This is a genomic window from Winslowiella toletana (assembly GCF_017875465.1).
GTDB lineage: Bacteria > Pseudomonadota > Gammaproteobacteria > Enterobacterales > Enterobacteriaceae > Erwinia > Erwinia toletana.
In genome coordinates this window covers 4,887,842-4,912,379 of the sequence record NZ_JAGGMQ010000001.1, presented here as the reverse complement: position 1 = coordinate 4,912,379, position 24,538 = coordinate 4,887,842, and the positions used below count along the sequence as shown (strand labels likewise).

The following is a 24,538-nucleotide window of genomic DNA, read 5'->3' as shown; positions in this document are numbered from 1 at the left end:
GGGTAATGGCCGTTGCATCGACATACTACCAGGCAACGGCCATCACGCAAAACGGGGTGATGGCTTTAAACTGACTGCACTTAACCCATATAAATAGCATGGCTATTGTGTATTTCATTTTTATTACAGCCCTGAACAGGTATCATATAAAGTAAATTTTCATGCCATCTGGCAGTAAAAACCACCCTGCTTTAGCCGTCCGCTGACTCTCTGCCCCTCTTATTAATCACCCTGTAAATCCTTTACGGCGATATTATCGATTACAAAACCACCAACACTATGATTTATATGACAAAATCATAAACAAATTTAAACAAAATTAATTATTGAGTCGCGGGGCAAAAAGCCATATATTGGCCGCGTTTTTTCACACTGTAGTTAACTTATTCATTTAATTATTCAACTGTGGCGTTAAAGCCCATGGTTGTAGGAGAGATATGATGACGGATAAAGTCCGTATTGATACTTTAGATGCGAATTCATTACATGGAAACAATGAAACCTATTTAGCGCGTCAGGCTGAATTTGAATCGAATGTCAGGAGCTACCCACGTAAATTGCCGTTAGCAATTGCGAAAGCTCAGGGCGTTTGGATCACTGATGTTGAGAATAATCAATATCTTGATTGTCTGGCGGGCGCCGGTACGCTGGCGCTGGGTCATAATCATCCCGATGTTCTGCAAAGCATCCAAAATGTCATTACCAGCGGCTTGCCGTTACATACACTTGATCTGACTACCCCGTTAAAAGACAAGTTCTCCGAGTACCTGCTCTCTTTACTGCCAGGCGAAGGCAAAGAGTACTGCCTGCAGTTCACCGGCCCTTCCGGTGCTGATGCGGTAGAAGCCGCGATCAAACTGGCGAAAAAGCACACCGGCCGTAGCGGCGTGATCAGCTTCTCCGGTGGTTATCATGGCATGACGCATGGCGCGCTGGCGGTTACCGGCAATCTGTCGCCAAAAGAAGCCGTCAATGGCATGATGCCAGAAGTGCAGTTTATGCCTTACCCGCATCTGTACCGCTGCCCGCTGGGTATCGGCGGTGAAGCTGGTGTTAAAGCATTAACATACTATTTCGAAAATCTGATTAATGATGTTGAGAGTGGCGTGCGCAAGCCTGCGGCGGTGATTCTGGAAGCGGTTCAGGGCGAAGGCGGTGTGAACCCGGCTCCGGCGGAATGGCTGCAGAAAATCCGTAAAGTGACTCAGGAACACGGCATTTTACTGATTATCGACGAAGTTCAGGCTGGTTTTGCCCGCACCGGTAAATTCTTTGCCTTTGAACATGCCGGCATTCAGCCAGATATTATCGTGATGTCAAAAGCTGTGGGCGGTGGCCTGCCACTGGCGGTACTGGGCATCAAAAAACAGTTTGACGCCTGGGAACCTGGTCACCATACCGGAACCTTCCGTGGCAACCAGCTGGCGATGGCCACTGGCCTGACTACGCTGCAGTATCTGAAAGATCATCAGATCGCTGAGAAAGTGGCTGCCCAGGGTGAATGGCTGAAAGCCAGACTGGCCGAACTGCAGCAACGCTATCCGGTGATTGGCAACGTGCGCGGTCTGGGCTTAATGATCGGTATCGAGATGGTTAAACCCGAAGAAGCGCAGGATCATATGGGTTGTCACCCGGCTGATGGTCAGTTATCCGCCCTGCTGCAGAAAAAATGCTTTGAATCCGGACTGATTCTGGAGCGTGGCGGACGCCATGGCAGCGTATTGCGCCTGCTGCCGTCACTGCTGATTACCAATGAAGAATTAGCAATTTTCCTGGATAAATTTGAAAACGCCCTGCTTTCCGCTGGCGTAAAACCAGTTTGAGTGGAGTGAATTCGATGTCCAGGTTAAACCCGATTCTGGCGGCCTCTGCGCAAAGCACTGAAGCCTACCAGCAGGCGATTGCCCAGAGTAGCGAAGCCGTCGTGCAGTGGCTGCAACAACCTGAGATGTATCAGGGAAAAACCGTTGCTGAACTGCGTGAACGCATTACGCTGGATTTTAATCCTCAGGGTCTGGGCAACCAGGCGGCAATTGAACGCGCAATTGAATACTTTTTGAAAGACAGCCTGTCGGTACATCACCCACAGTGCGTCGCGCATCTGCACTGCCCAAGCCTGGTGGTTAGCCAGGCCGCTGAAGTGCTGATTAACGCCACTAACCAGAGTATGGACTCCTGGGATCAAAGCCCGTCAGCTACCATCATTGAGATGAAGCTGATTGAATGGCTGCGTACTCAGGTGGGCTATCAGCCTGGCGATGCTGGTGTATTCACCAGCGGCGGCACTCAGAGCAACCTGATGGGTCTGATGCTGGCGCGTGATGCCTTCTTTGCGCGTCAGGGCCACTCGATCCAGCAAGACGGTCTGGTGGGTAACCTCAGAAAGATTAAAGTGTTATGTTCTGAAAACGCCCATTTCTCGGTGCAGAAGAATATGGCTTTACTCGGCCTTGGTTATCAGTCAGTAACGCTGGTGAAAACCGATCGCTTTGCGCGTATGGATCTGAACGATCTTGCCGATAAAGTGGCGCAGGCGCAGGCTAATGGCGAGCAGATTCTGGCGATTGTGGCGACTGCGGGCACCACTGATGCCGGCGCCATCGACCCACTGCGCGCCATCGCCACGCTGGCGGCAGAACATCAGATCTGGGTGCATGTGGATGCCGCCTGGGGCGGCGCTTTGCTGCTGTCTGAGCAGTATCGTAACTATCTGGACGGGATTGAACTCGTGGACTCCATTACTCTGGACTTCCACAAACAGTTCTTCCAGACCATCAGTTGCGGCGCGTTTCTGTTAAAAGAAGAACGTCACTATGAGCTGATGCGTTATCAGGCCGCTTACCTGAACTCAGAGTTTGACGAAGCGCAGGGCGTGCCAAACCTGGTGTCGAAATCATTGCAGACCACCCGTCGTTTTGATGCGTTAAAACTGTGGATGGGACTGGAAGCGTTAGGCCAGCAACAGTATGCCGCGATCATCGATCATGGCGTTACTCTGGCGCAGCAGGTTGCGCACTATGTCACTGAGCAGCCATCACTGGAGCTGGTGATGCAGCCACAGCTGGCCAGCGTGCTGTTCCGCTATCGCCCGCAACAGCTGGCGAACAGCGGCGACGCTGCCGTAGCATTACATAACCAGCAGATTGGCGATGCGCTGCTGGAATCCGGTCGCGCCAATGTCGGGGTAACCGAGTTTAATGGCATTACTTGCCTGAAACTGACGTTACTGAACCCGACGGTGACGCTGGAAGATATTAAAGTCCTGCTGGCGCTGGTTGAAACCACCGCGCAACAGCTGCTGACCGCTTAATACTCCGCGCTGCAACAGATAAAAAGCCGATAACTATCATGGTTATCGGCTTTTTTTATGCAAGCCTGTGACCGCCAGGCCGCTATTTCTTACCCTGCCAGTTAGCCCATGGACTGTCTGCGGGCAATTCGTCGCGGCTTGTCTGCGGATCACTCAGTGAATCAATATACAAAGCTTCCACTTCCTGGCGCGCCCAGGGGGTACGGCGCAGAAACTTCAGGCTGGATTTGACGCTGGGATCGCTTTTAAAGCAGTTAATATTGACGCGTTTGGCCATTTCCGCCCAACCATAGCGCGCCACCAGGGCGTTAACAATGGCTTCAAGCGTAACGCCATGCAGCGGGTCTTTTGAGGAGTGGGCAGTCATAATCAATCCGGTAACCAACAATAATTGCCCACACCATACTGACTGCCCGGGCCTTGTGCAAATATTCTGATGCAGACGGATTTACGAAGGAAACAGATGCGCAGTAGCCTTGTTCGCCAGTTGGCCTTATGATTTACATCAATAAATTTTCTCAGGGAAAGTAGATGCGCCAATCAGACTATATCCGACTGTTATTATTAGCCGCCATCTGGGGCGCCAGTTTTTTGTTTATGCGCATTGCAGCGCCCGCCTTTGGCGCGATTAACACCGCATTTTTGCGTGTGCTGTTTGGCTGTATCGGGCTTGGCGCCATTATTTTGCTGTTACGCTCCAGCCTACAGTTTCATGGCAAACTCAGGTCGGCACTGCTGCTGGGGGTTATCAATTCCGGCCTGCCGTTTCTGATGTATTGCCTGGCGGCAAAATGGCTGCCGGCCGGTTACTCGGCGATCCTGAACGCCACCACGCCTTTAATGGGGGCGCTGATTGGCTTCAGTTTCTTTGCGGAGAAGCTAAATATTAAAAAGTGGCTGGGGGTATTTATCGGCCTGTGCGGCATTATGCTGATCACCACGACTGGTGAAGTCCACTCCACAGGCTTTGTGATTGCCGGTGTGACAGCTTGTCTGGTGGCGACCGGATGTTATGGCATTGCCGGATATCTGGCCCGCCGCTGGATTTCCGAACGCGGCGGTCTTGATCCGGTTATTGTGGCATGTGGCAGCCAGATCGGCGCCACGCTGTTTCTGCTGCCGTTTTTTCTGTTCTCCATCGCCACGCAGCCGCCGGTTTCGTGGGGGCAACCGCTGGTCTGGCTCTGTGTTCTGGCGCTCGGGCTGATCTGTACGGCCCTTGCTTATATTCTCTATTTCCGCCTGGTGGCCGATATCGGTCCAATGCGCACGCTGACGGTGACTTTTCTGATCCCGCCTTTCGCTATTTTATGGGGATATCTGGTGCTGGGTGAAACCATTAACCAGGGCTTTATCGCCGGCGCGATTATCGTCTGTGTGGCGGTATGGCTGGTGGTAAGTCCGGGCAGAGACAGGCAAGCTGCGTAGGCGCGGCGTTCTCGCCGCCCGTGCCGATGATTTAAAATGGGAGCCGGGAACGGCTCCCCTACGGAAACAACTTACTGCGTTTTACGTGCGGCTATAATCGCATCCGCCACATTGCGCGGCGCTTCGGCGTAATGATGGAACTCCATACTATAGGTGGCGCGTCCCTGTGACATCGAGCGCAAGGTAGTCGAATAACCGAACATCTCGGACAGCGGCACCTCGGCGCGGATCACCCGGCCACCATGCAGTTCATCCATACCCTGCACCATACCGCGCCGTGATGAGAGATCGCCCATTACGTTACCGGCATACTCTTCCGGAGTTTCCACTTCGACGTGCATTACCGGTTCCAGAATCACCGGGCTGGCCTGCCGCGCCGCCTCTTTAAACCCAAAGATCGCCGCCATTCTGAACGCCAGCTCCGAAGAGTCGACTTCATGGTACGAACCGAAGGTTAAGGTCACTTTAATATCCACCACCGGATATCCCGCCACCACACCGCTGTTCAGCGCTTCGCGAATGCCCTTTTCCACCGAAGGAATATACTCACGCGGTACCACGCCGCCTTTGGTTGCATCGTCAAAGATAAAGCCTTTACCTGCTTCCAGCGGTTCCAGCGTCAGCACTACATGACCATACTGCCCTTTACCGCCGGACTGGCGGACAAATTTGCCTTCCACATCCTTAACCGTTTTTCGTACGGTTTCGCGATAGGTGACCTGCGGACGACCAATATTGGCTTCGACGCCAAACTCACGTTTCATCCGGTCAACGATAATTTCCAGATGCAGCTCTCCCATACCGGAAATAATCGTCTGGCCGGATTCTTCATCGGTATGCAGATGAAACGACGGGTCTTCCGCCGCCAGCCGTTGCAGTGCGATGCCCATTTTCTCCTGATCGGCCTTGGTCTTTGGTTCAATCGCCAGTGAAATCACCGGGTCCGGAAACTCCATGCGCTCCAGTGTCAGTACCGCGTTCGGATCGCACAGGGTTTCGCCGGTGGTGACCTCTTTCAGGCCAACACAGGCGGCAATGTCTCCCGCGCGGATCTCGTCCACTTCGTGACGGGTATTGGCATGCATCTGCACAATACGCCCGATACGCTCTTTCTTGCCTTTTACCGGGTTATAGACGCTGTCCCCCTTATGCAGTACGCCGGAATAGACGCGTACAAAAGTCAGCTGGCCGACATACGGGTCGGTCATCAGTTTAAACGCCAGCGCCGAGAATTTTTCATTATCATCGGCATGACGTTCCACCTGCTCACCCCGTTCATCAATGCCTTTCACCGCCGGGATATCCAGCGGCGACGGCATCAGCTCCACCACCGCATCCAGCATGCGCTGCACGCCTTTATTTTTAAATGCGCTGCCGCACAGCACTGGCTGAATTTCACCGGCCACAGTGCGCAGACGCAGACCCTGCGTCACTTCCTCTTCACTGAGATCGCCCTGTTCCAGATACTTATCCATCAGCGCTTCGCTGGCTTCCGCCGCCGCGGCCACCATTTTCTCGCGCCATAGCTGCGCGGTGGAAACCAGCGCCGGCGGGATCGGCGCATAATTAAAGGTCATGCCCTGAGTGGCATCATCCCAGTAAATGGCGCGCATTTTGTTCAGATCGACCACGCCAGCAAAGTGCTCTTCACTGCCAATCGGGATAACCACCGGTACCGGATTCGCTTTTAGTCGATCGATCATCATTTGCACCACACGGAAAAAATCCGCGCCGGCCCGGTCCATTTTATTTACAAATGCCAGCCGCGGCACATGATACTTATTCGCCTGACGCCAGACGGTTTCCGACTGCGGCTGTACGCCTCCTACCGAGTCATAGACCATTACCGCACCGTCCAGCACGCGCATAGAGCGTTCTACTTCAATGGTAAAGTCGACGTGCCCCGGGGTATCGATAATATTGATACGATGCGGCGTGAAACCGTTATCCATACCCGGCCAGAAGCAGCTGACTGCGGCCGAGGTAATGGTAATTCCGCGCTCCTGCTCCTGCGCCATCCAGTCGGTCGTCGCTGCGCCATCATGAACTTCACCCAGCTTATGGCTCATGCCAGTGTAAAACAGGATACGTTCAGTGGTGGTGGTCTTACCGGCATCAATATGGGCGGAAATACCAATGTTGCGATAACGTTCAATGGGGATGGTTCGGGGCATGATGCGTCCTTAGTCAGTATGACAGGTTATGGCCAGATTCTGTTTTTCCGGCCTGATTGGGTTGTTGCTGGCGAATATCATAGTACAATAGTACGAGTATATACGAACTATTTGAGCCATTGATATTGCCGATGGAGAGATCTGCCGCTGCGCTGGTATTGCTGCCACACTTTGCTATATTAGCGCTCCGCAGCAAACCACCATCGCCACAGGAATATTATGATCGCCAGTCACCCCGAACGTGAACAACTCCGCCTGGAAAATGTGCTTTTTGCGCTCGGTAACCCGATGCGGCTGGAGATCGTACAGACGCTGGCGAATCAGGGTGAACAGGCCTGCGGCCTGCTGCGACGGGATGTGGCCAAATCGACCATGACCCACCACTGGCGGGTATTGCGCGACAGCGGTGTGATCTGGCAGCGGCCACAGGGACGCGAGAATTTAATTTCGCTGCGCCGGGAAGATCTTGACGCCCGCTTTCCCGGCTTGCTGGATACGTTATTGCAGGTGATGGAGAGTAAAACGCAAGATTAACCCTGCTGACCGCTGCTGTTCAGAGCAATGGCGGCCTGCAAGCTGGCCGTCGGGCCGGTAAGTATTTTTACCCTGGTATTAATATAACCCACGGCGTCACTCATTGACGATTGTGCCAGCACCAGACAATCACAATCGCGATGCTGAGCCAGATAATCACTGGCGTGTCCGGCGATACATCGATGATAAGCCGCAAGATTCCCGGCTTTAAACTGCGCCCAGGCATCGGGAACACATGCAACCGTGACCTGCCGGCTGGCACTCTGCCGCTGTAAAAACAGCGCACGGGTCGGAGCCAGCGTGGTGGGCGCCGTACACAGCACCAAAATATGGTGGCTGCCGCTAAAAGCCTGATCCACCAGTGTCGCATCCAGACGCAGCACCGGCTTACTGAACCGATGGCTTTCCGCTGCCGCCCCCCCCAGCGTGGTACAACTGATAATCACCGCATCGGCCTGCTGGCACAGCTCTGCAATGACCCGTTGCGTCATGCCGATAATTTCCGGAGTCATCGCTGCCGCCTGTTCTGCATCCGCCAGTAGTTGCGCTTCAACCTGATGCGCCAGCGTAACGCCCGGCGCCGCCAGCTGCTGCAGGCTCTGCTGAAACAGCGCAATATTGCTTTCGGCAGCATGTAAGCAGGCAATTTTCATCATTAATCCTCACAAATTCAAATATTAACTATCTCTGCCTGCCCCGCTGATTACCAGCAATTTTTATCGCGTGCTGCTGCACCATGATTGCTCATTGCGCCAGCACGGCGCACCGTGGTTGCCCAGCAAACGGTTGCGTATTTCCCTCAAAATTGTATACAAGTGATAACCCGCCATTGCGCAAACTGGTACAGAAATTGCTTTTTACTGTAGAGACTTACAGGAGAATGCAATGAAAGCGATCGTGATTGGTGGCGGGATTGGTGGGATATGTGCAGCCCTTGCGCTGAAACGTTTTGGTATCGAAACTGCTGTATACGAGGCAGTTAAACAAATAAAACCGGTTGGCGCGGCAATTTCCATCTGGCCTAACGGCGTGAAATGCCTGAACTACCTTGGCATGAAAGAACCCCTGCGCGCCCTGGGCGGACCAATGCACTATATGGCTTATAACGAATATCAGCAGGGACAAACGCTGACCCGCTTCAGTATGGATCCATTGATCGAAAGCGTGGGTGAACGCCCTTACCCGGTGGCGCGCGCTGAGTTACAGGCCATGCTGCTGGATAACTATGGCCGCGATGCCGTGCAGTTCGGTAAACGCGTAACCGCTGTTGAACAGTCCGCCAGTGGCGTTACTGCATTCTTCGACGATGGCAGTGAAGCGCATGGCGATCTGTTAATTGCCGCCGATGGTACGCATTCGGTGGTCCGTCAGCATGTTTTAGGTTACCCGACGGAGCGTCGTTACGCCGGTTATGTTAACTGGAACGGCCTGGTGGAGATTGACGAAAGTATTGCCCCGGCCAATCAGTGGACCACCTTTGTCGGCGAAGGCAAACGGGTTTCACTGATGCCGGTCAGTGGTAATCGCTTCTATTTTTTCTTTGATGTGCCACTGCCGCCGGGGCTGGCGGAAGATCGCAGCACGCTACGCGCCGATCTGCAACGTTACTTTCGCGGCTGGGCGCCACAGGTGCAGCAGCTGATTGCCAGTATCAATCCGGAGACCACCAACCGGATTGAGATTCACGATATCGAACCTTTTATGCCGCTGGTTAAAGGCCGGGTAGCGCTGCTGGGCGATGCCGCGCACAGCACCACACCAGATATTGGTCAGGGGGGCTGTGCAGCGATGGAAGATGCGGTGGTGCTGGCGACAGTGCTGCAAACCCATTCGCTGGGCATTGAAGATGCGCTGCTGCGCTATCAGGACAAACGCGCCGTACGGGTAAAAGATCTGGTGCTGAAAGCGCGCAAACGCTGTGATGTTACTCATGGCAAAGAGATGGCGGTCACCGAGCAGTGGTATAAAGAACTGGAGCAGGAGACCGGGGAACGTATTCTGGCTGGTATGTGCGAGACGATTCTCGGTGGACCGTTGCAGTAATGGATATGATGCGGGCCAGCAGTGGCTGGCCTTCAATGCTATCTGAGTTTACTTTGGTGGGGTTGAGAAAAAAACTCTCGCATCGTTCAGTATTTTTAAATCCTGATTATAACTGCGAATATCCTTATTTACCCTGCCTAAATTATGCCTCACATTATCACTTTCTATTGAAAAGTCTGTTATTTGTTTATTGAGGTTTGATAATATTTTATCTTTGCGAGAGGTGTCATGGTCGATCTGAATTTTTTTGATACTTTCTTTATATTTGACTGAAAAAAATCTATCAAGAATGTCTAAATAATTCCTGCTGTAGGATTTATAAACTCCCTTATCAAGCCGGACGTGATCCGTCACGATCTTATCAATAGCACTCACCTTGGCTTGTATGGCCTTTATTTTTCCTGCTGTATTACTATGATCTTTTACATACATCCCTTGCTCGCTAACTTTTGCCTTCTTTTCAGATTCAATAAACCTATCCAGATAAGATATCATTTCTAAGGCGGTATCGCCGCTAACATTACAGGGTGGTATTTTTGCGGCAGTATTATAATCACCTGAGTTAACGGCAATATTCCTGTAATGCTTTGCTATATTATTAACCAGCGTCTTCCATTCATCCATCGTTTGCGGTTTTTCCTCTACGATGGGACGAGGATTGTTATTTTTATAGATCCGGTTCTGTAAAGATGAACAATCTGCAACTTTCACACTGCATTTAACTGGTTGATTTTTTAATGATACAATCCCTTTTGCTATATTAGATTCACTTACCCCCGCAACATTATAATTTGAATATAACTGTTGCGGCGCCCCAAAATTTACAATCTTCGCCGTTCCCACTGCTGCTTTTCCTTATTGCTATATAATTATGCGCATGCTAATGAAAGATTGATATTCTTTCTTCTAAAATTCGCTTTTTTTACAGGGAATAATGGGCAATATTGATTAAAATCATCGGATTTACTGCGGGCCACTGTTAGTTAGTGGCCCGTGAAATATCTGGTTTGCACTGGTGGGATCAAAAAATCCGTTTTTATTCAGGGCTAAGCATATTTTGACGATTAGTATATATCTCCCTATGCACTCTCTTTAATTTAAAGTTCAGCATACCAATTTCATCAGAATACGAATTTATTTTACTTTCAAGAATTGATAAGATTTCTTTCTTTTGAATGGTTCCATATTTACTTTTGACATCAGCGATGGTTCGTTTATGTTTTACAGAAGATAAGCCAGACAGCACGCTGGCAAATACCTTGTTACATGGCAGGTAAGATTTATTTTCCAGTCGGATATGCCTTGCCTGCACCATATTGATTTTGTTTTTCTCTTCGATTGTCTTTTCCAATTCCACCAGGAGTTTATTACGACTACTTAGATACCTCATTTTCTCTATCTCTTTGGTATCTATTTTACACTCGGTTAATGAGTCTGGAAAACTGACAGTTTGTAAGTCAGCTTTATTCTCATATTCAGCAGAGGATAATTTCGCTGAGGAATCATAGCCTTGCTTATTATTGACATGTGTGGTACATATCTCAATCTTCTTTATTCCCATAAAGACGGTGTGACTGTTATTTTCCTGAGCATAAGACCTTACCGTTAAATTCGTCCCCTTTTTGGTCATAAAAATGAGTGTATTAGTGCAGTTAATAATATTTTTTATTAACCTTGCCGTATTCTCTAAAAGAGGTGTTTTAAGTAAATTTACTGGTGTCAAACCTACCGCACTTATCATCGCCGTCATGGCTGCGCTCCTTTATCGCTATGATAATTCTGCGCATCATAGTGGGGAACATATACTCCGCCTTCTACATTTCGCTATTTCTGATGAGATTATTGGGGCAATATTGATTGCCCCGTTATCCGGATTAATCCTTTTCCCATTCCGCCAGCACCAGGCGGGTGGCGCTGGCCAGTACATCGCGTCGCGCTTCGGCATGCTGGTGTTTCTGGGTAAAGTAAATGGCCAGTATTAACGGCTTCCCTTTTGGTGGCCAGATAATCGCCACGTCATTGGTGGTGCCATACGCTCCTGCCCCGGTTTTATCACCTACCACCCAGCCTTGCGGTACACCGGCACGGATACTTTCCGCCCCGGTCTGACTCTGTTTCAACCATGTTATCAACAGCTGCTGCCGGGCGGCAGGTAGCGCCTGCCCCAGCGCCAGCTGCTGCAAATTTGACGCCATCGCGCGCGGCGTGGTGGTATCACGCGCATCCCCCGGTATGGCGCTGTTCAGTAATGGCTCCCAGCGATCGAGGCGGGTTTTCATATCGCCTGACTCGCGCGCCAGCCGGGTAATGGCCTGCGGACCGCCAATTTCGCGCAGCAGCAAATTCGCCGCGGCGTTATCGCTAAGCTCAATGGCTGCGGCACACAGCTCAGCAATCGTCATCCCTTGCTTCAGATTTTTCTCAGTCACCGGGGAATAAGTCACCAGATCGCTCTGCTTATAGTTGATGCGTTTTTTCAGCAGATCCGGCTGTTTCACACTCTGTTGCAACATAGCGGCAGCAAGCAGCGCCTTAAAAGTACTGGCCATAGCAAAGCGCTCATCACTACGATAATGCAGCTCTCGCAGGGAACCACTGTCAATCAGCGCGACGCCGAGCCGACCATTGGCTGATTTTTCCAGCGCGCGCAGCTGCTGCGCCAGCGTCTCAGGTTGCGCCAGCACCGATGGTGGCGTTAGCAGTAAAGTGATGGCGCAAGCGGCGACTGCCAGCAGACCACGACGGCGGATAAGCGATAAAACAGACATGATTATATGCTCCATGCTATGGGGCGGATCCTTACGCCCCGTCCACGATAAGGGTTATTTCAGGCCTCGATTCAGCAACATCGGCTCGATATCCGGCTCCTGACCGCGCCAGTGATGATACAATAATTTCAGATCGCTACTGTTTCCTCTGGATAATATCGCCTCGCGGAAGCGCTGACCATTTTCACGCGTTAAACCGCCATGTGCGCTGAACCAGGCGAAACCGTCATCGGCCAGCATTTCTGTCCACAAATAGGCATAGTAACCTGCGGCATAGCCATTGCCCCAGATATGCTGGAAGTAACTGGAGCGGTAGCGCGGCGGCACTTCCGGCAGATTAATCTGCTCCTGCTGCAGTGCGCTTTGCTCGAACTGATCGACATCCGGTAACGACTGTTCCGCCCGCACGCTGTGCCAGTGGAGATCCAGCAGCGCGGCCGCCAGCAGTTCCGTCATATCGTAGCCTTTATTAAATTTATCGGCCCTGATGATCTTATCGTGCAACGCCTGCGGCATCGCTTCACCGCTCTGGTAATGACGGGCAAAGTTTTTAAACACCTGGCTGTCACTGGCCCAGTGCTCATTAAACTGTGACGGGAATTCAACAAAATCGCGCGGCGTGGCGGTTCCGGAGAGGCTCGGGTAGTGCTGATCGGCAAAAATACCGTGCAGCGCATGGCCAAACTCATGGAACAGGGTGATCACTTCATCCCAGCTAAGCAGCGCCGGTTGTCCGGCCAGCGGCTTATTGTAGTTACAGACATTGTAGATCACCGGCCTGGTGCCCAGTAGTTTTGACTGATCGACAAAGTTGCCCATCCATGCGCCGCCGCCTTTACTGTCGCGCTTAAAGAAATCGGTATACAGCAACGCCAGCGAACTGCCGTCAACATCGAAAACTTCATAGACATTCACATCGGGATGATAAACCGGCAGATCGTGGCGCGACTGAAAGCTGATGCCATACAACTGGCTGGCGGCATAAAACGCCCCCTTTTCCAGCACATTATTCAGCTCGAAATAAGGTTTAATTTGCGCCTCATCGAGATCGTAACGGGCGCGACGCACCTGTTCGGCATAAAAAGCCCAGTCCCATGGCGCCAGTTTAAAACCGCCCTGCTGCTGGTCGATCACCGCCTGGATATCTGCTGCTTCACGTCCGGCACGTGCGCGGGCCGCCGGAACGATGCCTCGCATAAATTCCAGCGCCGCCTGAGGCGTTTTCGCCATCTGATCCTGCAATTTCCACGCCGCGTAACTGTTAAAACCGAGTAACTGCGCCTGACCCGCGCGCACCTGCGCCAGGCGCGCAATAATCTGCCGCGTATCGTTTTCATCACCCTGTTCTGCCCGCTGCCATGACGCGTTAAACAGCGCTTTACGGGTTTCTCGCTGACTGAGGGTTTGCAGTGCCGGTTGCTGAGTGGTGTTTTGCAACGCCAGCAACCAGCGATCCTGTAAACCACGCTGGCTGGCGGCATCAGCAGCGGCGTCGATCTCTTCTCTACTCAGTCCCGCCAGTTGCTGTTTATCACTAACAACCAGCGCCCCGGCTTTACTGGCGGCTAACAGCCGGTTAGTAAAGCGGGTGCTGAGGGTTGCCGCTTCCTGATTCAGCCCTTTCAGCTGCTGTTTTTCGGGGGCAGAGAGCGTCGCACCGGCCAGCTTAAATGCCTGCCAGGTGACTTCAACCAGACGCAGGGACTCCGGCGTTAACTGGCTGCTGGCGCGCTGTTGATAAACGCTGTCGAGGCGGGCGAACAGTTTACTGTTAAGTTTGATTTCATCGTCAAGGGCAGCCAGCTTCGGCGCGGTTTCCTCATCAATTTTTTGCAGCAGCTCATTGGTATGCGCCGACGTCATTGCGCTAAACACGCTGAGGGCACGCGTTAACAGCTGACCACTGCGCTCCAGCGCCACAAAGGTATTATCAAAGGTCGCTGCGTCAGGGTGTTCGGCGATGCGCTGGACTTCTTCGCGCTTCTGCTGCATCCCGGCCTCAATGGCGGGCAGATAATCACTGTCATGGATCTGATCAAATGCGGGCGTCTGGAACGGTAAACTGCTGGGCTGACTAAACGGATTCTGGCGTTCGGCTGACATGACGGTGTTCTCCTTATTACTCTCCAGAGTAATAATCTAAATTAAAATCACTGCGCGTGCTGATAAACCGCAATAATTTCAGCAGCAATCGCCACCGCAATCTCCGCCGGTAATTTTCCTTTTACGTCCGCTAAACCAATCGGGCAGCGCATGGTCGCCAGTTGTTGCTGACTGAAGCCTTTACCCTCAAGACGATAATCGAAGCGCTGGCGTTTAGTCGCGGATCCAATCACGCCAAAATAGCGATAGTCGCCACGCCGCAGAATCGCCTCGCACAGCTCGAGGTCGCGTGGATGGTGATGAGTCATCACCACAAAATAGCTGTCAGCGGGCATTGCGGCGACCTGATCCAGCGGGTCTTCGGCATGACAGGCGCTGACACCGGCGGGCACCTGCGCGAACTGCCCGGCACGCTCATCAATCCAGTTTACGTGACAGGGTAACGTCGACAGCAGATTCACCAGCGCCTGTCCGACATGCCCGGCGCCAAATACCGCAATTTGCGGCTGTTGCTGCATCAGCGGTTCAAACAGAATGGTGGTCATGCCGCCGCAGCATTGCCCGAGACGCGCGCCAAGGGAAAAATGCTCGCTATGCGGCGTCTGCTGACCGCTTAGCAGCATCGCTCGCGCCTGCGCGATGCACTGATATTCCAGATGGCCACCGCCAATGGTCAGAAAACTGTGATCACCGGTGACCACCATTTTACTGCCGCTGTCGCGCGGCACCGAGCCTTTCTCCTCCAGCACCGTGACCAGCACACAGGGTTCGCGCCTGGCGCGTAGCTCGCCGAGGATGCTAATCCAGTCATGATAAATCATCAGCGCCTCCTGCCAGGCGGCTGGCGCCCCAGAATACCCGCTCCGGTGTCGCTGGCGCATCCAGCAGCGGATGTGTCTGATAATCGTCAACGCTGGCCACTGCATCCTGCAATGCACACCAGACCGAGATCCCCAGCATAAACGGCGGCTCACCCACCGCTTTCGAATGAAACACGGTATCTTTCGGGTTCTTGCGGTTTTCCAGCAACGTAACCCGAAGATCGGCCGGTACGTCGGCAATTGCCGGAATTTTATAGCTGGCCGGGCCATCAGTCAGCAAACGGCCCTGATCATTCCACACCAGCTCTTCCGTGGTCAGCCAGCCCATGCCCTGCACAAATCCGCCCTCGACCTGACCGATATCGATCGCCGGATTGAGTGAGGCACCCACATCATGCAAAATATCGGCGCGCAGCAGGCGGTATTCGCCGGTCAGCGTATCGATCACCACTTCGGCGCAGGCGGCGCCATAAGCAAAGTAGTAAAACGGCGTGCCGCGTCCGGCCTGACGATCGTAGTGAATGCCGGGGACTTTATAGAAACCGGTGGCCGACAGTGGCACCTGATTCAGCCAGGCCATCTGCGCCACATCAGCAAAGGTGAAGTGCTTATCGGCCACTCTGACGATGCCATTGCTAAAACTGACCGCCTGCGGCAGACAGTTATGCAGCCTGCACAGCATCTCCACCATGCGATCACGCAGGATCTGCGCCGCATTTTGCGCCGCTTTACCATTCAGGTCGGTGCCGCTGGAGGCGGCGGTTGGCGAGGTATTCGGCACTTTGCCGGTGTCGGTGGCGGTGATCTGGATATTATCGACATCGATTTGCAGCACTTCTGCGACAATCTGCGCCACTTTAGTATTCAGTCCCTGTCCCATCTCGGTGCCGCCATGATTCAGCTGCACCGTGCCGTCGGTATAGATCAGAATCAGCGCCCCGGCCTGATTAAGAAAACTGGAAGTAAAAGAGATGCCAAATTTTACCGGCGTTAATGCCAGTCCGCGTTTAATAAAACGGCTACTGGCGTTAAACGCGCTGATCTCGCGGCGGCGCGCCTGATAATCCGCACTCTGTTCCAGCTGGGCGGTGATTTCATCCAGCAGGTTATCTTCCACCCGCTGATGATAATGGGTGATATTGCGTTCGGTTTTGCCGTAATAGTTACGTTTACGCACTTCCAGCGGATCCAGCCGTGTCACCCGTGCGATATGATCCATAATCTGCTCAATCGCTACCATGCCCTGCGGGCCGCCAAAACCGCGATAGGCAGTATTGGATGCGGTATTGGTGCGGCAGCGATAGCCGGTAATACGCACATCGCCAAGGTAATAAGCGTTATCAGCATGGAACATGGCGCGATCGACAATCGAACCGGACAGATCAAGTGAGTAACCACAGTTACCGGCCAGCTCGATGTTTACCCCGCAAAAGCGCCCGTCGTCGTCGTATCCCACGTCATAACGCACATAAAACGGGTGGCGTTTGCCGGTGATCTGCATATCATCGCGACGCGCCAGCCGCATTTTCACCGGCCGCCCGCTGCTGCGCGCGGCAATTGCGCACAGGCAGGCTACGCCCGCCGCCTGAGTCTCTTTCCCGCCGAAGCCACCACCCATGCGGCGCATATCAATGGTGACTTTATTCATACTGATGCCCATCACTGAAGCTACCAGTTTCTGCACTTCGGTCGGGTTCTGCGTGGAGGAGAACACCTGTAAACTGGCGTCTTCGCCCGGTATCACCAGCGCAATCTGGGTTTCCAGATAGAAATGTTCCTGTCCGCCAATATGAAATTCGCCGCTGATGCGATGTGGCGCGCGGGCCAGCGCCGCATCCGCATCACCCAGCTGGTGGATATGCGGTTCCTGCACAAAACTGCGCTGCTCCAGCGCCTGTTTCACCTCCAGCACCGGCGTCAGCAGCTGATATTCAATAATCGCCGCCTGCGCTGCCTGACGCGCCGCCTGGGGTGTTTCCGCCGCCACCGCCAGAATCACCTGACCGACATACTCCACCCGATCCTGCGCCATCAGCGGATCGCCAGGTTCCAGCGGACCGATATCGCCATCACCCGGCACATCCTGCCAGGTTAATACCTGCACCACGCCGGGAATCGCATAGCACGGGCTGGTATCAATACGGGTAATCAGCGCGTGCGGGTGTTCACTCAGGCGCGGGCAGAGATGCAGCTGACCGGGAAACTCCAGCCGGTCATCGATATAGATCGCTTCACCGGCCACATGCTTTTCCGCACTTTCATGCTTATTGCTGCGTCCAACGCCGGTCTGAATACCCGCCAGATACTGCTGTTCAACCACCTCTTCGGCCACTGCCGGACGGTTACGAGACATACGCTGATACCTCCGTAACATTCAGTTCGCCGCATAACAGATGGTAGTAACGGCGCAGCAGGTTTTTGGCTACCAGCAAGCGGTAACCGGCGCTGGCGCGGAAATCACTGAGCGGCTGGAAGTCCTGTTCCAGCGCGCGGCAGGCTTTTTCCAGTGTGGCGGCGTTAAAGTGCTGGCCAATAAGCTGCTGTTCACAGGCGCTGGCGCGTTTAGCCGTTGCCGCCATACCGCCAAAAGCGACGCGCGCATCGACGATCACATCCTGTTCAATTTGCAGGTTAAACGCCGCGAATACCGCCGAAATATCATCATCCAGCCGTTTTGACACTTTCCATGCATGGAAGTTATGTGACGTTGTCACATGCGGTATCACAATGGCGCGAATAAACTCTGCGGGTTGCAGTGCCGTCTGGCGATAACCGCTGAAAAACTGTTCAAGCGGCAAACGGCGCTGCTGTTCGCCCTGCTGTAAAATCAGTGAAGCATTGAGCGCCAGCAGCATCGGCGGCGCATCGCCAATCGGCGAGGCATTGGCGATATTGCCGCCCAGCGTGCCCTGATTACGCACCTGTAATGACGCAAAGCGTTGCAGGATAGCGGCAAAACCGGGGATATGTTCTTTCAGTAACTGATAGCAGTGCGTTAGTGAAGCGCCAGCACCCAGCACTACCTCCTGCTCGCCAATCTGGCACTGCTTCAGTTCATCAATCTGCTCCAGTGCGATCAGTAACGGCAGGGTCTGGTACTGCTGCGTGATCTGCAACGACAGATCGGTGCCACCTGCCAGCAGCTTCGCCTGCGGATATTGCTGATAAAGTGCTGCCAGCTGCGCGACGGTTTTCGGCAACAGGCAGCGGTTTTCACCGCGCGCAATTTCCTGTAGCTGATCCGATTGCAGCGCCAGTAAGCGCTGTGCAACCTGCTGCTGCTGGCGGGAAAAACTGTCCTCCTGCGGATGATCACAAGCCTGGCGCGCGGCATCGACAATCGGACGATAACCGGTGCAGCGGCACAGGTTGCCAGAAAGCGCCTGTTCGGTCTGGTGACGATCCCAGCGCTGGCTGTTTTTTTGCAAGGTAAATAACGACATCACAAAGCCCGGTGTACAGAAGCCGCACTGTGACGCATGACAGTCAACCATCGCCTGCTGAACCGAATGCAGCTGCTGACCCTGCTTCAGATCTTCCACCGTAATCAGCTGTTTGCCCTGTAAAGTGCTGACCAGCGTCAGGCAGCTGTTAATGGTTTCATAGCGCATCCCGCCATCAACGACTTTGCCCAGCGTCACGGTGCAGGCGCCGCAGTCGCCGGAGGCGCAACCCTCTTTGGTGCCGCAACGCTGTTTATGGTTGCGCAGATAGTTCAGCACCGTCAGATTGGGATCGATATCCTGCTCACTGACCAGCGTCTGATTAAGCAAAAATTGAATCATGCCGCTTTCTCCACGCTGTCGCGCTGCCAGACGCAGGCGCCATTAACCCAGGTGGCGGCGATATTGCGGTCGTCACCCAGCGTCATCAGTACAAACAACTGTTCCCAGATATCCCGGCTGTTGCCGTGGCGCAGCTGTTGCAGCGCGGAAACCGCCGGATCCAGCACCACAAAATCCGCCTCTTTGCCGGCATTAAAGTTGCCAATCTTATCGTCCAGATCAAGAGCCTGCGCGCCGCCCAGCGTGGCATGATAGAAAGCCTCACAGGCCGACAATTTATAACGTTGCAGCTGCGCCACTTTGTAGGCTTCACCGAGGGTTTGCAGCAGATTAAAGGTGGTGCCAGCGCCGACATCGGTGCCAATGCCGCAATGCACCTGCTTCTGCCAGCGCTTCTGCAGATCAAACAGACCACTGCCAAGGAACAGATTGGAGGTCGGGCAGAAAGCGATGGAAGATGCGGTCTGATGCAGACAGTCCCACTCCTGCTCTTCCAGATGCAGGCAGTGTGCAAACACGCTGCGCCGGCCGGTGAGCTGATACTGATGATAAACATCAAGATAACTGCTGTTATGCGGAAACAGCGCTTTAACCCACGCCACTTCCTGCGGGTTTTCACTTAAATGGGTATGCAGCCAGGTATCGGGAAACTCCTGTCGCAGGCGACGCACATTGGCCAGCAGTTCCGGCGATGAGGTTGGCGCAAAACGCGGCGTTAAGGCGTAGCTTAGCCGCCCACGGTTATGCCAGCGCTCGATTAACGCGCGCGTCTGCTGATAACTGTCATCGGCGGTTTCAGTCAGGTCATCCGGCGCATTACGATCCATCATCACCTTTCCGGCAATCAGTCGCATACCAAGCTGTTCCGCCGCGGTAAACAGCGCTTCGACCGATTGCGGATGCACAGTACCAAACACCAGTGCGGTAGTGGTGCCATTGCTCAACAGCTGATGCAAAAAGAACGCCGACATTTTGGCCGAGTGCTGCGGGCAGTGATACTGGCTCTCCACCGGGAAAGTGTACTGCTGCAGCCACTCCAGCAGCTGTTCACCGAAAGCACCGATCATTTCGGTTTGCGGATAGTGAATATGGCAATCGACAAAGCCCGGCACAATCAGTTTGTCGCGATAATCAATCAGCTGATGCTGATCGTTCAGCAAACTCTGTCCCTGCTGCCAGCTCTGCAGGCTGACAATGCGCCCTTCATCGATCAGCAGCAGGCCATCCTCAAGATAGCGCGCCTTATCAGCCAGTTGTTCTGGCTGCTTAACCGTAGCGGTAATATCGAAAAAGCGGCCACGAATGGCTTGCGTATATTTCACTGACATAGCAATTCCTTTTGAGAAAGGGCTTCGCTTTCTCACTGTGTAATAGCAGGTAAATGGCTTATGACTGGAAATGCAAAACCAATGCCAGAATGAATTAAATATATTTACTGTTAAATATCAATTAGATATTGAGATTGAGAATAAATTACATGATTTAACCAAATAGATGCCGCGCAAACGGTTGCTATAATTTGCAAACGTTTGCTTTGCTGGCTGTGATTAATATCAGCCCTCAGTTTAATTAAATCAGGTTATTTCGTTGCACTGTTAAGACGCATGCCCTGCTTTATCCGCACCATTGATGTGCATAGTTTGCGAACTGTTAGCAGGATTCATTTCTTAACGACCACGCAGCGAAGTGATAAGGTGTCAGATACCTGAAATACGTTAAGGAACAGTGAGATGATTATTTTTGTTACCGGCGCTACTGCCGGTTTTGGTCAAAGTATCACCCGCCGCTTTATCGCTGATGGTCACAAAGTGATTGCCACGGGCCGCCGCGTTGAACGTCTGCAGGCGCTGAAAGATGAGCTGGGCGACAATCTTTTCACTCTTCAACTTGATGTGCGCAATCGTGCAGGTATTGAGACCGCGCTGGCGGGACTGCCTGCGGAATGGCGTGATATCGATGTGCTGGTCAATAACGCGGGCCTTGCGCTGGGTATCGAACCGGCGCACAAAGCGAATCTTGATGACTGGGAAGATATGATCGACACCAACAATAAAGGTCTGGTGTATATGACCCGCGCGGTATTACCGGCGATGGTCGAGCGCAATATTGGCCATATCATCAATATCGGCTCGATCGCCGGCAGCTGGCCGTATGCAGGGGGCAATGTGTATGGCGCCACTAAAGCCTTTGTACGCCAGTTCAGCCTTAATCTGCGTACTGATCTGCACGGCACTGCGCTGCGCGTGACCGATATCGAACCGGGTCTGGTCGGCGGCACCGAGTTTTCCAATGTGCGCTTTAAAGGCGACGATGATAAAGCCGGTAAAGTTTACGACGGCACCACCGCGCTAACCGCGGAAGATGTTACCGAAGCGGTGTACTGGGTCGCCACCCTGCCAAAACATGTCAATATCAATACCCTTGAGATGATGCCGGTCAGCCAGACGCTGGCAGGGCTAAAGGTGCATAAGGATTGATTTTTTTGCCCCGTATATTGCCAGTGGTGAATATACGGGGTTTATTTTGCCGCCTATTTACTCCAGCCCGCCACAATAATCAGCATCCCGCTAAACGCTACCGCTGCGCCCAGCCAGTCATAATGCGTCAGACGCACACCATCAACAAAACGCAGCCATAACAGCGCGGTCATCACATAGACACCGCCATAGGCGGCATAGACACGCCCGCTGGCGGCGGGATGCAGCGTCAGCAGCCAGACAAACAGCGCCAGACTGCATGCTGCCGGGATCAATAACAGAACCGATGCGCCCTTCTTCAGCCATAGCCAGGGCAAAAAACAGCCAATAATTTCCGCCAGCGCGGTAAGAAAAAACAGCAGCGAAGTTTTGATCATTTTGTAAAATATCTCTCAGAACTATAAACAGGCCGGAACTGCGACTGGTGAGCAATTGAACGACAATGATATAATAAAAGAGATAGTGACCCCAGCAGCAGTAGCTGGCTGCGGCAATAACTTAAGGATGTAATGATGAAAACTCTGCATAAACGCCTGGTCTCCGCCCTTCTGCCTCTGACATTGCTGGGCGCAGCGCTGGTAATACCAGCCACCGCAGGCGCAAAAACCGATCGCCTGATTATCGAGAATGGCAACGCCGCCCTTAGCAACGAACAGGCGCGTCAGGAAAAAGAGCAGTGGGACGATACGCGTATGCTACGAAAAAAAGTTAACAGCCGCGTCGAAAAAGAGTTCGATAAATCTGACCGCGCATTTGATACCCGTGATGCCTGCGATAAAAGCTACAACGTTAACGCGTACTGGGAAGCCAACACCCTGCGCTGCCTTGATCGCCGCACCGGACGTCCGGTAGCGCCATAATCGGCTGACTGATGCTATGCTTACGACAGTTTTTAACAAAAGGATGATGTGATGAAAACGTCTACATTGATGCTCACTGCACTCTGTTTATTCGCCCCGCTGGCTGCTCAGGCATCCTGTGAGACGGTTAAAGCCGATATCAGTAAAAAAATCATCAGTAACGGTGTGCCTGAATCGGGTTTCACCCTCGATATTGTCCCTAACGATCAGGCCGACCAGGCCGGTGGCCAGGTCGTCGGTCATTGCGAAAACGATACGCAAAAAATTGTTTATAAACGCATGACCACTGATAGCGACACCAATGTGCCTGCCGACGCGGGCAGTACGCAGGACGCCCCAGCGCAATAACCGCAGCGGGCGGTGTTCACACCGCCCTTCTACAGGTCTTCAGGCCGCCGCTGCGGCATCACGCGAGCAATCAGCAGACTCATCAACGCAATCAGCAATGCAGCAACAAACACCCAGTGCAGTGATGCCGCAACCTGCGTCACCATCTGTTGCAAAGTGTCGTGCTGTAATGCCTGACGCTCATTTCCGGACATTATCTGCTGTACCGGATCCTGCTGATCGGGCAAGCGCAGCAGCAAATTATAATTAAGCACCGCGCCCATTAATGCCGTCCCCAGCGCTGAACCGAGCATGCGGCTGAACATAATCGATGCAGTACAGATACCACGAATATGAAACTCCGCGCTGTTCTGCACTGAAACCAGGAAGGTAGTGCTGGTCATGCCCATGCCGGTGCCAATAATAAAGGCGTAGAGTGCGGCGTGCAGCATGCTGCTGTCACGCTGCAGCGTCAGCAACAGCCCGCAACCTACAATCAGCAGCAACGCGCCCAGTTGCGCAGTAAAGCGATAGGAGGTGCGTTGCATTAAATGACCGCTAATCGCACTGGCAATGGGCCAGCCAATCGACATCATCGCCAGCGCGCTACCCGCCTGTAACGGCGTGCCGCCATTTACGCCCTGGATCCAGGTCGGCAGAAATGCGCTGATGCCCATCATCGCCGCGCCGATAATCAGATTTCCGGCGTTACCCGCCACAATCACCCGGCTGCGCCAGATAGCCAGCGGAAATAGCGGCTCCTTCGCCTGCTGCTCATTTCTTACCAGCGCAAAGCCACAAAGCAGTGACAACGCCAGAAACGCCAGCGACCAGTAGCCAAGGGTTTCCGCCTGCAACAGCGCGATCAACAGTGATGAGACACAGAGCATCAGCCAGCCACTGCCCGCCAGATTCAGGCGATGTTGCTGCTTCGCCTGCATATCCGGCAGAAAGCGCGCCAGCATCAGCATTGAAATCAGGCCAATTGGCACATTAACCCAGAAGATTAACGCCCAGTTAAAGTGCTGCACAATCCAGGCGCCGGAAAGCGGTCCAATAATCGCCGCAAAACCCCAGACGCTGGAGAGCCAGCCCTGAATACCGGCGCGCTCTTTTGGCGAATAGATATCTGCGACGATAGTGGAGGTCAGCGGCATAATCGCCCCGGCCCCCAGTCCCTGAAATGCACGAAACAGAATCAGCCAGCCCATACTGCTGGCGAAGCCGCACAGGACCGAACCCAGCAGAAACAGCGATGTACCGATAAAGAACACTTTCTTTCTGCCCCACAAATCGGCCAGACGACCATAAATCGGCACGCTAACCGCCTGCGTCAGCAGATAGATAGAGAATACCCAACCAAAATGAGAAAAGCCGCCCAGTTCCGCCACGATAGTGGGCATTGCTGTGGCCACAATGGTGACTTCAATCGCCGCCATAAACATCGCCAACATCGCGGCAATCAGAATCCAGTGGCGATGCGTGACCTGATGATCAATAGTTTCCGTCATAGTATTCCTTTCCTGTGTCTCTTTTAAGGCTAGCTTATCCCGCCTGGCAATAGTTTCCGTATTGTGCGCCACTTATAGTGACAGGGTCACTTCCCCCGGTTAAATTTATATTTATGCGCTTTGCGCCAGTTGAGACGCGGCTCTCAGCCAGATCTGGCGAAAAACTATCCTGCTGATTTTGCCCGTAAAAGTTGCCATTATCAGCAACACACTGCTATAGATTCAGAGGCCATTTTTAACCTTTATCATGCAAAAAAGGTGGAAAATAGTTTTTTTGTCTGCTTAAAGCGGTGATTTCGGTATTGGATATGGCGTTCAGTTTTGGCGATATCTGTCGATTCACTAACTGAATGAAATAACAAGGGCAGGCTTCCGGCTCCCAATGGAAGTCCGACCT

At 53.0% G+C, this 24,538-nt stretch carries 21 protein-coding genes; 8 read left to right on the top strand and 13 right to left on the bottom strand.

The window, feature by feature from the left end:
• Nucleotides 1-440 precede the first annotated feature (440 nt).
• Nucleotides 441-1,823 carry a diaminobutyrate--2-oxoglutarate transaminase gene (locus tag J2125_RS23020; protein ID WP_017802287.1) on the top strand — a complete coding sequence of 461 codons (1,383 nt, stop codon included), beginning with the start codon at nucleotides 441-443 and terminating at the stop codon, nucleotides 1,821-1,823.
• Between the two features lie 14 nt (nucleotides 1,824-1,837).
• Nucleotides 1,838-3,310 carry a pyridoxal phosphate-dependent decarboxylase family protein gene (locus J2125_RS23015; RefSeq protein ID WP_017802286.1) on the top strand — a complete coding sequence of 491 codons (1,473 nt, stop codon included), beginning with the start codon at nucleotides 1,838-1,840 and terminating at the stop codon, nucleotides 3,308-3,310.
• A gap of 82 nt (nucleotides 3,311-3,392) precedes the next feature.
• Here J2125_RS23015 and J2125_RS23010 read toward each other — a convergent pair whose 3' ends face one another.
• Nucleotides 3,393-3,677 carry a VF530 family protein gene (locus tag J2125_RS23010; protein WP_017802285.1) on the bottom strand — a complete coding sequence of 95 codons (285 nt, stop codon included), beginning with the start codon at nucleotides 3,675-3,677 and terminating at the stop codon, nucleotides 3,393-3,395.
• A gap of 164 nt (nucleotides 3,678-3,841) precedes the next feature.
• Here J2125_RS23010 and J2125_RS23005 point away from each other — a divergent pair, with 164 nt between their 5' ends.
• Nucleotides 3,842-4,738, top strand: a complete 897-nt coding sequence (locus tag J2125_RS23005; RefSeq protein ID WP_017802284.1) for a DMT family transporter — start codon at nucleotides 3,842-3,844, stop codon at nucleotides 4,736-4,738.
• Between the two features lie 71 nt (nucleotides 4,739-4,809).
• Here the strand turns inward: J2125_RS23005 and fusA are convergent, their stop codons facing one another.
• Nucleotides 4,810-6,912 carry an elongation factor G gene (fusA, locus tag J2125_RS23000; protein WP_017802283.1) on the bottom strand — a complete coding sequence of 701 codons (2,103 nt, stop codon included), beginning with the start codon at nucleotides 6,910-6,912 and terminating at the stop codon, nucleotides 4,810-4,812.
• Nucleotides 6,913-7,131: 219 nt separating this feature from the next.
• On the opposite strand from fusA, the gene J2125_RS22995 reads away from it, so the two are divergent.
• Nucleotides 7,132-7,446 carry an ArsR/SmtB family transcription factor gene (locus J2125_RS22995; RefSeq protein ID WP_017802282.1) on the top strand — a complete coding sequence of 105 codons (315 nt, stop codon included), beginning with the start codon at nucleotides 7,132-7,134 and terminating at the stop codon, nucleotides 7,444-7,446.
• Here the strand turns inward: J2125_RS22995 and J2125_RS22990 are convergent.
• Nucleotides 7,443-8,099, bottom strand: a complete 657-nt coding sequence (locus J2125_RS22990) for an aspartate/glutamate racemase family protein (protein ID WP_017802281.1) — start codon at nucleotides 8,097-8,099, stop codon at nucleotides 7,443-7,445. The genes J2125_RS22995 and J2125_RS22990 overlap by 4 nt on opposite strands.
• A gap of 232 nt (nucleotides 8,100-8,331) precedes the next feature.
• Between J2125_RS22990 and hpxO the strand changes: the two genes are divergently transcribed.
• Nucleotides 8,332-9,489: an FAD-dependent urate hydroxylase HpxO gene (gene hpxO, locus J2125_RS22985; RefSeq protein WP_017802280.1), complete on the top strand. Its 1,158-nt coding sequence runs from the start codon at nucleotides 8,332-8,334 to the stop codon at nucleotides 9,487-9,489.
• Between the two features lie 48 nt (nucleotides 9,490-9,537).
• Here hpxO and J2125_RS22980 read toward each other — a convergent pair whose 3' ends face one another.
• From J2125_RS22980 to guaD, 8 genes are all read right to left on the bottom strand, one after another.
• Nucleotides 9,538-10,332: a hypothetical protein gene (locus J2125_RS22980; protein WP_157819457.1), complete on the bottom strand. Its 795-nt coding sequence runs from the start codon at nucleotides 10,330-10,332 to the stop codon at nucleotides 9,538-9,540.
• A gap of 193 nt (nucleotides 10,333-10,525) precedes the next feature.
• Nucleotides 10,526-11,239 (bottom strand): hypothetical protein, encoded by a 714-nt coding sequence (locus J2125_RS22975; RefSeq protein ID WP_017802278.1) that lies wholly within the window; start codon nucleotides 11,237-11,239, stop codon nucleotides 10,526-10,528.
• Between the two features lie 124 nt (nucleotides 11,240-11,363).
• A complete protein-coding gene (bla, locus tag J2125_RS22970) occupies nucleotides 11,364-12,257 on the bottom strand; it encodes a class A beta-lactamase (protein ID WP_017802277.1) in 894 nt (297 codons plus the stop codon).
• 54 nt (nucleotides 12,258-12,311) lie between these two features.
• The gene (dcp, locus tag J2125_RS22965) at nucleotides 12,312-14,360 is read right to left on the bottom strand and encodes a peptidyl-dipeptidase Dcp (RefSeq protein ID WP_017802276.1); all 2,049 of its coding nucleotides are present in this window, start codon (nucleotides 14,358-14,360) and stop codon (nucleotides 12,312-12,314) included.
• Nucleotides 14,361-14,407: 47 nt separating this feature from the next.
• Nucleotides 14,408-15,181, bottom strand: coding sequence for a xanthine dehydrogenase accessory protein XdhC (gene xdhC / locus J2125_RS22960; RefSeq protein ID WP_017802275.1), 774 nt, complete (start codon nucleotides 15,179-15,181; stop codon nucleotides 14,408-14,410).
• A complete protein-coding gene (gene xdhB / locus J2125_RS22955; RefSeq protein ID WP_017802274.1) occupies nucleotides 15,168-17,534 on the bottom strand; it encodes a xanthine dehydrogenase molybdopterin binding subunit in 2,367 nt (788 codons plus the stop codon). Before xdhB ends, xdhC begins: the two co-directional genes overlap by 14 nt.
• A complete protein-coding gene (xdhA, locus tag J2125_RS22950; RefSeq protein ID WP_017802273.1) occupies nucleotides 17,524-18,966 on the bottom strand; it encodes a xanthine dehydrogenase small subunit in 1,443 nt (480 codons plus the stop codon). Before xdhA ends, xdhB begins: the two co-directional genes overlap by 11 nt.
• On the bottom strand, nucleotides 18,963-20,294 hold the full coding sequence (guaD, locus tag J2125_RS22945) for a guanine deaminase (RefSeq protein WP_017802272.1): 1,332 nt from the start codon (nucleotides 20,292-20,294) through the stop codon (nucleotides 18,963-18,965). Before guaD ends, xdhA begins: the two co-directional genes overlap by 4 nt.
• Before the next feature lie 402 nt (nucleotides 20,295-20,696).
• Between guaD and ydfG the strand changes: the two genes are divergently transcribed.
• Nucleotides 20,697-21,443 (top strand): bifunctional NADP-dependent 3-hydroxy acid dehydrogenase/3-hydroxypropionate dehydrogenase YdfG, encoded by a 747-nt coding sequence (ydfG, locus tag J2125_RS22940; RefSeq protein WP_017802270.1) that lies wholly within the window; start codon nucleotides 20,697-20,699, stop codon nucleotides 21,441-21,443.
• Nucleotides 21,444-21,496: 53 nt separating this feature from the next.
• On the opposite strand, the gene J2125_RS22935 is transcribed toward ydfG, so the two are convergent.
• The gene (locus J2125_RS22935; protein ID WP_017802269.1) at nucleotides 21,497-21,820 is read right to left on the bottom strand and encodes a YnfA family protein; all 324 of its coding nucleotides are present in this window, start codon (nucleotides 21,818-21,820) and stop codon (nucleotides 21,497-21,499) included.
• A 135-nt stretch (nucleotides 21,821-21,955) separates the two neighbouring features.
• Between J2125_RS22935 and J2125_RS22930 the strand changes: the two genes are divergently transcribed.
• Both J2125_RS22930 and J2125_RS22925 read left to right on the top strand, forming a co-directional pair.
• Complete coding sequence (locus tag J2125_RS22930) at nucleotides 21,956-22,303, top strand: DUF1283 family protein (protein WP_017802268.1); 348 nt, start codon at nucleotides 21,956-21,958, stop codon at nucleotides 22,301-22,303.
• Between the two features lie 51 nt (nucleotides 22,304-22,354).
• On the top strand, nucleotides 22,355-22,651 hold the full coding sequence (locus J2125_RS22925) for a DUF1161 domain-containing protein (RefSeq protein ID WP_026111859.1): 297 nt from the start codon (nucleotides 22,355-22,357) through the stop codon (nucleotides 22,649-22,651).
• Nucleotides 22,652-22,680: 29 nt separating this feature from the next.
• Here J2125_RS22925 and J2125_RS22920 read toward each other — a convergent pair whose 3' ends face one another.
• Nucleotides 22,681-24,141, bottom strand: coding sequence for an MDR family MFS transporter (locus tag J2125_RS22920; protein ID WP_017802266.1), 1,461 nt, complete (start codon nucleotides 24,139-24,141; stop codon nucleotides 22,681-22,683).
• Nucleotides 24,142-24,538 lie beyond the last annotated feature (397 nt).